The sequence below is a fragment of the Bacillus sp. SIMBA_005 genome, from assembly GCF_046535585.1.
Taxonomy (GTDB): Bacteria; Bacillota; Bacilli; order Bacillales; family Bacillaceae; genus Bacillus; species Bacillus pumilus.
This window is the reverse complement of record NZ_JAWRWI010000132.1, coordinates 1-338: the sequence shown is the minus strand read 5'-3', so window position 1 is coordinate 338 and position 338 is coordinate 1. Positions and strand designations below refer to the sequence as shown.

Genomic DNA, 338 nt, shown 5'->3' with positions numbered 1-338 from the left:
ACCACCTTCATCTCGTCGATCCCCTACTTCTGGTTCGGGCTGATCATGGTCTACGTCTTCGCCGTGCTGCTGCGATGGTTCCCGCTGTCGGGCGGATATGAGCCTGGGCTGATGCCGGGGTTCAACCTGGAGTTCATCGGAAGCGTCATCTCCTACGGGATGCTGCCGGCGATCACGATCATCGTGTCGTCGATCGGCGGCTGGCTCCTCGGGATGCGCAACATGATGGTCACCACCCTCAGCGAGGACTACGTGCTCCTCGCGCAGGCCAAGGGTCTCAAGACCCGGCGGGTGATGAGCACCTACGCCGGACGCAACGCGGTGCTGCCCTCGCTCGC

The 338-nt window shown here is 63.3% G+C and carries 1 protein-coding gene; it reads left to right on the top strand.

Annotated features, from left to right (window positions below; genetic code table 11):
- On the top strand, nucleotides 1-338 hold a 338-nt coding region (locus SB660_RS19445), incomplete at both ends, for an ABC transporter permease subunit (protein ID WP_410583881.1).